Source organism: Luteibacter sp. HAY1-4A (assembly GCF_056755355.1).
The window spans coordinates 1-6632 of record NZ_JBNDHZ010000087.1 but is presented as its reverse complement, the minus strand read 5'-3'; the positions used below and the strand labels follow the sequence as shown (position 1 = coordinate 6632).

General features: G+C 64.5%; 4 protein-coding genes. 2 read left to right on the top strand and 2 right to left on the bottom strand.

Going from position 1 to position 6632, the window contains the following annotated elements:
• The coding region (locus ACPYOD_RS18835; RefSeq protein ID WP_481303220.1) for an EamA family transporter at positions 1 to 319 on the top strand (319 nt) is incomplete at its 5' end.
• Positions 320 to 451: 132 nt separating this feature from the next.
• On the opposite strand, the gene ACPYOD_RS18830 is transcribed toward ACPYOD_RS18835, so the two are convergent.
• Entirely contained in the window at positions 452 to 3553 is a 3102-nt protein-coding gene (locus ACPYOD_RS18830; protein WP_481303219.1) for a TonB-dependent receptor, read from the bottom strand.
• Between the two features lie 354 nt (positions 3554 to 3907).
• On the opposite strand from ACPYOD_RS18830, the gene ACPYOD_RS18825 reads away from it, so the two are divergent.
• Positions 3908 to 5566, top strand: coding sequence for a Na+/H+ antiporter (locus ACPYOD_RS18825; protein WP_481303218.1), 1659 nt, complete (start codon positions 3908 to 3910; stop codon positions 5564 to 5566).
• Positions 5567 to 5581: 15 nt separating this feature from the next.
• Here ACPYOD_RS18825 and ACPYOD_RS18820 read toward each other — a convergent pair whose 3' ends face one another.
• On the bottom strand, positions 5582 to 6373 hold the full coding sequence (locus ACPYOD_RS18820; protein ID WP_481303217.1) for a TatD family hydrolase: 792 nt from the start codon (positions 6371 to 6373) through the stop codon (positions 5582 to 5584).
• Positions 6374 to 6632 lie beyond the last annotated feature (259 nt).

Below are 6632 nucleotides of genomic sequence, written 5' to 3'. Positions count from 1 at the left end.
GCTCCAGCATGGCGCGGCGCCATTCTCGGCATTGCTAGGTGGCGTGACCGCGGCGGCAGCCGGGTCGGTGCTGTTCCAGGCTTATGTCACGACGATCTTCGGCTACAAGGTCTGGAACGACCTCATGAAAACCTATCCAGCCGCGCAAGTGGCGCCGTTGTCGCTTATCGTGCCGGTATCCGGCATTGCCACGTCATACCTCGTCTTCAACGAGCGCTTCGACATGGCCGTGTGGGTGGGGATCATGGCGATGCTGGCGGGCGTGGCGGTGTTCGTCCTCGGTGCCCGCATCCGCCTCCGTGGACCGGTCGCGGCTTAGTACAGCCGGGCCCGGGCACGAAAGCCGCGGTAAGAAGCAAAAAAAGCCGCCCGTGTAGCGGGCGGCGATCTGGGGATGTTTGCACCGGTCGCGCGTCCGGGGACGCGCGCCATGTCTTCTTGTGATGTTGCGTCAGAGCGAGAAGTCGTACTCGGCCGACAGCTGCACATAGCGGGGTTGCTGGAAGCTGGTCGGAATCCTGTAGGTGCTTCCCGCCAGCGAGTTGCCGTTGTTGTCTTCGCCCACCTCGTTGATCGTGGTGGTGTGCTGCTTGTTGAAGATGTTGAAGATGTTCGCCGAGATCGTCACGCCCTTGGCCCATTCCGGCTTGTACGAGGCGTTGAGGTCGACGTTCCAGTACGTGGGCGTGCGACCCACGGAGCCGCGCTGCACGATCATGCCGCCGCAGTAGAGATAGGCGCCGCCGCCGTAGCCGCCGTCCACCTGTCCGTCGATCGGATTGAGGCCATAGCAGCTCTCCGGACGGCCGGTCTGCAGCACGCCGTTGGCACCTACCAGCCACTCCGGCGTGATCTGCCATGCACCGTAGACCTTGAAGGTGTGTTTGCGATCGTTCGGCAGGTAGCCGTTGGAGCCGGCCATGATTTCCGGATAGTCGAACAGCTCGGTCGTGCCGGTATCCGCCTGGCCGTTGCTCGAATCCACGCCACCTTCCGAATTGCCGCGGGTATGCGACCACACGTACGACGCCTTCAGGTACCACACGTTGTCGAAGTTGCGCTCGGCGGTCAGTTGGAGAGCCATGTACGAACGCTTGTAGCTCGGCTCGCCCACGGCCGTGCCGGGCAGGTGGATGTCGTACAAGGTGCCCGTGGCGTCCACCGGCGTCCTCAGGGTCACGGAGCTGCCGGGATTGAAGATGTAGCAACCGGGAACGTTGGAGGCGGCGGGGGTGAGGCTTTCGGTATCCAGGTTCAGGCCGTATTGCGCATTGGCCGCCTTCGCGATCGGACGGAAGTCGCAGGAGTCGTCGATGCCCGTAAGCACCTTGCGGTAGATCGCCTTCGCGCCCAGGGTCCAGTCCGCCACCTGCTGCTGCGCACCCAGGATGAACTCACGCTGCTTGAACGGCTTGAGGTCCTTGGTGGCCACGGCGCCCGGATTGGGCACCACGCCGGCTTCGCCGTTGGCGTACACCGTGCCCGTGCGCGAGGGGAACTGCTCGCCGTACGCGGCCGGCACCGGACCCAGGCCCAGCGGCGCGCCGGTTACCGGGTCGACGCCTGTATAGCTGAAGTAGCGGATCTGGTAGAGCGATGCGGCGGCACCGCGCAGTGCGACGTTGCCGTCGAGCGGGAGCGAATAGTCGCCCGCGCTGCCGTATACCTTCAGCGACGAGTCGCCATGTACGTCCCAGGAGAAGCCAAGGCGCGGCTGCCAACTGTGCGTCTGGCTGACGTAGGTCTGGCCGAGGCTGTTGGTATTGTCGAAACCGTCGTTGCGCACGCCGATGCGGGCCACGAAGTTGTCGGTGATGTGCCAGTTGTCCTGCAGGTAATAGGACTTCTGCGTGATGCCGACCTTCGCGCCCGTGGCGAAGACAGCCTGCTCCACCACGCTGTCGGCCGGATCGAGGCCCGGGGCGTGACCCAGGATGCTCTCCGGGATCGACTGGTAGGTGTAGGTCGAGCCGCCCTCGTAGGCCGTGCCGGTGTCGGTGGTGAAATGGTCGCGCGCCCAACCCGCCTTCAGCTCGTGGTCGCCGAGGTGGTATTCGAAGTCGATGCGGCCTGCGTTGCGCTTGTCTTCGCCATCGGGCGTGCTGAGCGTACCGGTGGTGAACGAACAGTGCGGATAACCCGAGGCGCCGTCGCTCACGGGAGTGCGGTTGTCGTTGATGATCGGACAGCCCGGCGAGTTCACGGCATTGAAGATGTTGCCGTCGTACTGCTCGACCGTTCCGTCGGCGGTCGTGGCGCGCTCGATGCGCTTGTTCACGCTCTTGCCGTACTGGGCGGAGATCGTGAAGTCATCGGTGACGTAGCTGGTGTACTTGAGGATGTTGTTCATCCCGCCGGACTTGTCGTACACCTGGCCGAGATAGTCCCCGCGATGCGGCTGGCCATTGTCGTCGTAGCTGTAGCCGTAGACGCTCTGCTGCTGCGTGCTGGAATCGCTGAAGCCTGTGTATTCGAGGATGTTGCTCTCGTTGATGTTCCAGTCGAGCTTCACCAGGTAGCGCGGATCCTTGATCGTCGTCTTGTTGAAGTTGCCGCCGCCCGTCGTGTCGCCGTAGTGCTCATCGGCCGTGCGCGTGCCGCCCACCAGCGCGAACAGGAACAGCTTGTCCTTGATCAGCGGGCCGCCGAGCCAGGCGTTCCAACGCTGGCCGAAGTCCGTGGCGTTGCCCGTCTGGTTGTTGCCCATGACGTAGTTGCTGTTGTGCCGGTTGTTCTGCAGCAGGGCGCCGTTGCGCAGGTACACGTTCGGCTGGTTTGCCTGGAACTGGTACGGGTTCCAGGTGTAGTCGACACCTCCCTTCCACTCGTTCGTGCCGCGCTTCGTGTTGACCGAAATGACGCCGCCCGTCGAGTTGCCGTATTCCGCGCCGTAGCCGCCGTCCTGGATTTCTTCCTGGTCGATCGCCTCGAACGGTACCTGCGAATAGGTGAGGCTCTGGAAGAAGTTGGTGACGTTGAAGCCGTTGACGTAGTAGCTGTTCTCGGCAACCGACGCACCGCTGAAGGACGCCAGGTTTCCGAACGCGCTGTCGCCCCGCGTGGCACCCGGTGCAAGGAGTGCGACCGCCGTCTGGTTGCGGGCCAGCGGCAGCTGCTTGATCTGGTCCGACGTCATCACCGTATTGGTCTGGCTGGACGTGATGTCGATGGGCGGCAGGGCGTTGGCCGTGACGGAGACGGTGGAAAGATCCTGTGCGCCACCCGGGGCCGCGAGGTTGAGGTTGAAGCCCTGGCCGGCCACGACCTGTACGTCCCGCGTGGAGCTTTGGCCACCCTTGGTCGAGGTGACGTGGTAATCGCCGGGGGGAAGGGACGAGATCGTGAAACGTCCGTCGTTACCCGCCGTGGCGGAACGGCTGAGTCCGCTGCCCGTGTTGGTGGCCGTGACCTGCGCACCGGCGTCCGCCGTGCCGTAGATGCCACCCACCGTGCTCTGTGCGAAGGCTGCCGTCGCGACGAGTCCCAGCCCCAACGCGATGGCAAATGAAAGCGAGCGTCGCTGCGTACGCTCCACCGAATGACGCGATCCCATGTGTTCTCCCGGCCAATGGCCCACTGATCCAAACCGTTGCCGTCCCTCGACGAGCGAAGCGGTTAACGAAACTGCAACAAGCTGACGCAAGCTACGCCCGCCAGTCAGGCGCACTCAATGCGAGTTCCCTGAACACAATTCCTTCGGGATCTTGCGTTCGCGCCGAACGCATGGGTCGCGTGTTCGAATCGCAAGGCCTCTTTCGCGACGCGACGCCGTTCAACTGCGGAAGTCGCAGGAAGGTCTCCCCATCGTTAAGCCGTGGATTAAAAAATCTTCATCGAGTCACGGATAGTTTCGAGTGCGTCGAAGGTTCCTGTTGCCTCTTCCGGCGCGCGCGGCTAGCGTCGCCGCATGGATCTCGTCATCACCGTCCTTGTCCTCCTCCTGGTCGTCGCGCTGTCGGGCTCGGTGGTTCGCATACTGCCGGTCAGGCTTCCGTTACCCCTGTTGCAGATCGCGCTCGGCGCATTGCTCGCGCGACCGTTCGGCATGCATGTCGAATTCGACCCCGACCTGTTCTTCCTGTTGTTCATTCCACCGCTGCTATTCGCGGATGGTTGGCGCATTCCGCAGCGGGAGCTTTTCCTCCTGTGGCGCCCCATCCTCGCGCTGGCCATCGGCCTGGTCTTCTTCACCATCGTCGGCGTGGGTTACTTCGTGCACTGGATGATCCCCACGGTGCCGCTCGCGGTGGCCTTTGCGCTTGCGGCGGTGCTGTCGCCGACGGACGCCGTGGCGGTTTCCTCGATGACCGGCGGGTCGAAGATTCCGCCGCGCTTGATGCACGTGCTTTCGGGCGAGGCGCTGCTGAACGATGCATCGGGCCTCGTCGCCCTGCAGTTCGCGGTCGCCGCCGAACTGACGGGCAAGTTCTCCCTCACCTCCGCGGCGGGCGACTTCGCCGTGATGGCGCTGGGCGGCTTGCTGGCCGGGGCGTTCGTGGGAGTGGTCTTCGGCATCGTCCGCCGCCGCTTCATTCGCTGGGCGAGCGAGGTCGATCCGGCAAGCCAGGTGGCGCTGGTACTTGTCCTGCCTTTTGTCGCCTACTTGCTCGCGGAGCACTTCGGCGTTTCGGGCATCCTCGCGGCGGTGGCGGCGGGCGTCACGATGAACCGTACCGACGTGTCGAAGGGTGGCTACATGGCGACGCGCGTGCAGAACGGCGCGGTCTGGTCGATGGTGGAATTCGTGTTCAACGGATTGATCTTCCTCCTGCTCGGTCTGCAGCTTCCGGGCATCGTCGACGATGCGGCGATCGACCTGCGCCAGGCGGGCGGCGGCGAACCCTGGCACCTGGTCGCGTACGTGGTAGCGATCACGCTGGTCCTCGTGGTGCTGCGCTTCATCTGGGTATGGGTGTCGCTGCGCTTCGTGTTGATGCGCGCGTGGCATCGCGGCGAGAAGCGGCCCAAGGTCGGCACGCGCCTCGTCTGGACGACCGCGCTGGCGGGTGTCCGCGGCGCCATCACCATGGCCGGTGTGCTGTCGCTGCCCCTCATGAAGAGCGAAGGCGTGGCGTTTCCGACCCGCGACCTGATGATCTTCCTCGCCACCGGCGTGATCCTCTGCACACTGCTGTTCGGTGCCGCGGGGCTGCCTCTGCTGGTGCGCGGCCTCAAGCTGACCGGCGAGGATCCGCGCGTGCGCGAGGAGAGGAAGGCGCGGGCGCTTACGGCGGAGGCGGCATTGCGTGGCATCGCGGCCGAACAAAAACGCGTGGAGGACGGCGGTGACGAGCATGCCATCGCGCTCGCCTCGCGCGTGGCAGCCCGCGTCATGGCGGATTACCAGCAGCGACTTGCCGCGGCGGGCGAGGAAGGCGACGTGCCCGAGAAAGCACGCGCCGAGGCCGGCACCGAGCGGGCGATGCGGCTCGCGGCGCTACAAGCGGAACGAAAGGAACTGGCCGAACTTCGCCGCACGCACCAGATCAACGACGAGACGCTGCGGGTGCTCGCACGCGAGGTGGACCTGGCGGAGGCGGCGCTGACCGGACTGCATTCGGGTTGAGAAATGCAGGGGGCTTCATGCGGGAAGGTCGAAGAACGCTTCCGCCGTGCGTGTCGTCGCTTCGGTCACGGCCTCACGCGACTCGCCCCGGTCCTTCGCTACCTCGTCGCGGATATGCGCCAGGTACATCGGTTCGTTCCTCCGGTCCTTGGGCATCGGGCGAATCGTGCGCGGAAGGAGATACGGCGCGTCCGTTTCCAGCATCAACCGGTTCGCCGGAATCGTGCGCACCAGTTCGCGCAGGTGCCCGCCGCGGCGTTCGTCGCAGATCCATCCCGTGATGCCGATGTGGCAGTCGAGGTCGAGGTAGTCGCGCAGTGCGTCGCCGTTGTCCGTGAAGCAATGCACCACCGCCGCCGGCACGCGGTCGCGGTAACGCTTCAGGATGGCCAGGAAGTCGTGGTGGGCGTCGCGCTGGTGGAGGAACAGCGGCTTGCCGACTTCCACGGCGATTGCCAACTGCCGCTCGAACACCTCGCGCTGGACGTCGCGCGGCGAGTAGTTGCGGTTGTAGTCCAGTCCCGTCTCCCCCACGGCCCGGACTTCTGGCTCGCGCGCCAACTCGCGCAGGAGGGCGTCGGTGCGGTCGTCGTAGTCCACGGCATGGTGCGGGTGGACGCCTGCGGTGGCGAACAGCCGGCCGCCGCTGGCACGCGCGAGTTCCAGCGCGTGCACGCTTCCTTCACGGGAAGCGCCCGTCACGACCATCCTGCCGACGCCGTGAGCACTGGCACGGGAGAGAACGTCGTCAAAATCCTGGCGGAAGGATTCGTGGGTGAGGTTGGCGCCGATGTCGATCAAGTCCATGTTTTCTTTCGTATTGGTGCTGAGGGGCATGGCGCCGGCACGTGCGTTATCGCCGCGCAAGCTCGTGAATTGAAACAGATATGGACGTCCGAACAAACTTTCGCCGGGGTTTCAGCATAGGCCGTAAGGACGATCGGGAATGTTGCGTCAAATGATTGACGTTCGCTTTTTCTTGCTGCTACGTTCCAGAGACCGTCGTCAAAAAGACGACGTGTAGGACACGGTTGGAAGGGATCGCAACACCAACCTTTTTCGGCAG